This window comes from Sphingomonas zeae (assembly GCF_014197135.1).
GTDB lineage: Bacteria > Pseudomonadota > Alphaproteobacteria > Sphingomonadales > Sphingomonadaceae > Sphingomonas > Sphingomonas zeae.
The window spans coordinates 1-2,816 of record NZ_JACIFA010000035.1 but is presented as its reverse complement, the minus strand read 5'-3'; the positions used below and the strand labels follow the sequence as shown (position 1 = coordinate 2,816).

6 protein-coding genes are annotated in these 2,816 nt (G+C 60.9%); all 6 read right to left on the bottom strand.

The features are described from left to right. Nucleotides 1-261: hypothetical protein (locus GGR45_RS19430; RefSeq protein WP_175310269.1), on the bottom strand; the 261-nt coding region annotated here is incomplete at its 3' end. Nucleotides 262-305: 44 nt separating this feature from the next. Continuing rightward, nucleotides 306-575 (bottom strand): hypothetical protein, encoded by a 270-nt coding sequence (locus GGR45_RS19425; RefSeq protein WP_017977230.1) that lies wholly within the window; start codon nucleotides 573-575, stop codon nucleotides 306-308. Nucleotides 576-625: 50 nt separating this feature from the next. Further along, nucleotides 626-1,249, bottom strand: coding sequence for a hypothetical protein (locus GGR45_RS19775; RefSeq protein ID WP_231291961.1), 624 nt, complete (start codon nucleotides 1,247-1,249; stop codon nucleotides 626-628). A 9-nt stretch (nucleotides 1,250-1,258) separates the two neighbouring features. Then, entirely contained in the window at nucleotides 1,259-1,810 is a 552-nt protein-coding gene (locus tag GGR45_RS19415) for a recombinase family protein (protein ID WP_017977232.1), read from the bottom strand. A gap of 111 nt (nucleotides 1,811-1,921) precedes the next feature. Further along, the gene (locus GGR45_RS19410) at nucleotides 1,922-2,386 is read right to left on the bottom strand and encodes a hypothetical protein (protein ID WP_017977233.1); all 465 of its coding nucleotides are present in this window, start codon (nucleotides 2,384-2,386) and stop codon (nucleotides 1,922-1,924) included. A 116-nt stretch (nucleotides 2,387-2,502) separates the two neighbouring features. Beyond that, nucleotides 2,503-2,816 (bottom strand): hypothetical protein (locus tag GGR45_RS19405; RefSeq protein ID WP_175310270.1); only part of this gene is annotated, 314 nt, incomplete at its 5' end.

The following is a 2,816-nucleotide window of genomic DNA, read 5'->3' as shown; positions in this document are numbered from 1 at the left end:
AATGGTGCCCAGAAGAGGAGTGAGCCGAGCGTGGTGGTTCGAGTCCTCGGGCATGGTCGAGTTTTCTCCTGCCTTTTCAACGGTCGTCGGTTCGAGTCCCAGAAGAGGCACCGCATCGTCAGCGTCTTCGACCGCTTCCTGACGGCTAAGGACGCGTTGGAGGATGGTCGAGATGGTGACGGGCTGACCATCGTCAGAACCGCTCTGAGACGGCTCTGAGGCCGCTTGCTGACGGTAATCGTTGGTCGAGATGCTGGTCATCCGGCCAGCCTCTCACGGATCGGTAATTCGTCAAGCAGATCGGGTCAGCGGCGGGGGAACTCGATGACGTTGCTGCGGTCGAGGAAGGCGTCGATGCCCTCCTCGCGTAGGGTGAGTTCGAAGGCTTCGCTGGCCTCCTCGTCGGTATCGAACAGGTTGTCCCAGACGGTCGAGGTGCCGTTCTCGTTGACCACCTCCAGCGCCCATTGGGGGTCGTGTTCGAGCCGGTAGATCATGACCTCGACGCGTGCGCCTTGGACGGTGACGGTGCGCGACAGGCCCGAGTTGACGATGTTGGGGTCACGCTCCTGCATGGTCGGCTCCTGCGGTGTCGATGCCGTTATAGCCGAGCATGGCCGAGGGGTCATCTCGATGCAGTGGCTGGAATGCCGAGCTTGGCTGCGAGGAAAGGGTCGAGGCGGTAAGCGACAGCCTCCTTTGCCCGACCGCTGAACTTCAGCACCGCAGGCTTGCGGCCATCGGCACAGACGAACCGACCATCTTTTCCGTCGATGAGGATGGCACGCGCGAACGCCTCGATGTCCGTTGGGGTGGCGTCTCGTTCCTTGCCGATCTGGAAGGTGCCGTTGATGCGGGCGGCGAAGCGTTCGTCACCGGCGGTGTCGATGAGGGCGAAGCGGGTATCGTGGTTCATATGGCCTCCGTGTGTTGAGGCCGAATCAGCTACACACGGACGAGGTCGAAGACCAATGGCTTCGTCGGGCTGGCCGCTTGGCGACCTGATCTGACGAGCCCGCGACCATCGTTCCCAGAGCGACAGCACGACGACCGCGATGCCGCAAACGGCGATGAAACCGAGCAGGCCGGTGAAAATCCAGAACACCGGCCTTAACCAGATATACGACGCGCCCAGCACGACGATGGTCGAAGCAATGAGATTGGCCGCAGGCGTTACAGGTCGCGCTTGTGGGATCGGGTCACGCCGCTCCCACGAGTAGCGTCTCCGCCCTATGGTCCACCGGCCCATCGTGCTCCCTTATGCCGCCAGCGCCCGGTAGACGCTGGCACGACCGATGCGGAGACGCTTGGCGATCTCGGTTGCGCCGATGCCCTGCTGGTGGAGTTCGCGCACCGCCTCCGGAGAGATCGTTGCGGGCCGCCCCTTGTAGACGCCCTTCAGCTTAGCAGCGTCGATGCCTCGGCGCTGGCGAGCCTTGATGAAGTGCTTCTCCATCATGCCCACCATGCCGAAAATGGTCAGCAGGACCTCAGCCATCATGTCGGTGCCATCGAACACGATGTTGGGGTCGTAGATGCGCAGCACCGCCTTCTTCTCGATGACGCGCTTGCCGATGGTCAGCAGGTCGGCGGTATCGCGTGCGAGACGGTCTGGGTGAAGGGCGAGAAGTTCGTCACCGGGTTCGAGCAGGCGCAGGGCGGCTTCGAGTTGGTCACGACCGTCGAGGGACGATCCGCTGCCGGTGTCGGTGAAGACGACGACTGCACCGAGCGTCAGCAGCTTCTCCTTCTGGCTTTGGATGTCCTGCGTGTCGGTCGAGACCCGCGCGTAGCCCAGCACCTTCCCCATTCCGTTCTCCTGTCCCGTATGGATCAAGACCCTCTCACGGATACGAGAATCGTCAAGCAAAACGACCCATACGAGACGCGAAAGCTGTCTCAGCCGGTGTGTCGGATGAGGTTACCCGAACGAGGCGAAGGCGCGCTGGCCGCACGTCGTGAAATGGAGCGCGACAAGGTCGGCACTGCCACGATACGGTTTGCTGAAGCGCACGCCGATATGAGTGACGGCCTTTGACGAGATCATGCCGGGTAAGGCCCAAAAGGCGTCTGAGGGCAGGTAGGCGAGCAGCGAGCACGCTCCCTTCCGCAGGTTGAGCGAGAAGAGCACCGACTTGTTGCCGGTCGGCGTCGCCTCATCCTTTGCAAACGAGCGAGCGCAGAGCAGCGTCATCTCGATGCTCCTGTCGCGGTGCTGCCTATAGGCCGGGTCGATGACCGTGATCTGTCCCGTCATCTCCAACATGGCCTCGTCGCTGACAGGGCGCTCGATGTCGCGGTGCTGCGAGATGTAATAGCTCTGCTCCACCCGCTCGATGCTGGCAGTCAGTTCGAACTTATCCTCTCGATACAGGCGCTTCGCCATGCCTCACCTCCCCGTCACCCCCAAAACTCCCAAATCGAAATTGGGGGTTTTGGGAGGACCGTCGAACGATGTGATCTCTACACATTATAAACAACGGTATGCCTTAAGGGCTGCTGCTACCGAAGGCCCTTCTCTTTGAGCCACCCCCGCAAATTTGGATACCGGCGTTCGAATTCCTTTGGATCGGAGGCCAGTAGCGCGCGCATTTCACGCTGATCGACATTCAGCATTCGCGTGTCCGGATGTAGCCGAGCTTCTCTTTGATCATCAGCCTTCTCGATCCGCTTGAGATCGCCCCAAAGACCAACACGGCTCCCTTTTTTGGGGGGCGATTCCTTTCCATTTTCGATCTGGAATTTTTTCCACTCTCTGACCGCCGTTTTCAGCCACAGTTGCTTTTGGCCGTTCTGGATGTGGCTCGCGGGAAACG

Bases quoted from the DNA above. Each gene is read 5' to 3' on its own strand.
- GGR45_RS19425 (WP_017977230.1), bottom strand. From the start codon at position 575: ATGCAGGAGCGTGACCCCAACATCGTCAACTCGGGCCTGTCGCGCACC.
- GGR45_RS19775 (WP_231291961.1), bottom strand. From the start codon at position 1,249: ATGGGCCGGTGGACCATAGGGCGGAGACGCTACTCGTGGGAGCGGCGT.
- GGR45_RS19415 (WP_017977232.1), bottom strand. From the start codon at position 1,810: ATGGGGAAGGTGCTGGGCTACGCGCGGGTCTCGACCGACACGCAGGAC.
- GGR45_RS19410 (WP_017977233.1), bottom strand. From the start codon at position 2,386: ATGGCGAAGCGCCTGTATCGAGAGGATAAGTTCGAACTGACTGCCAGC.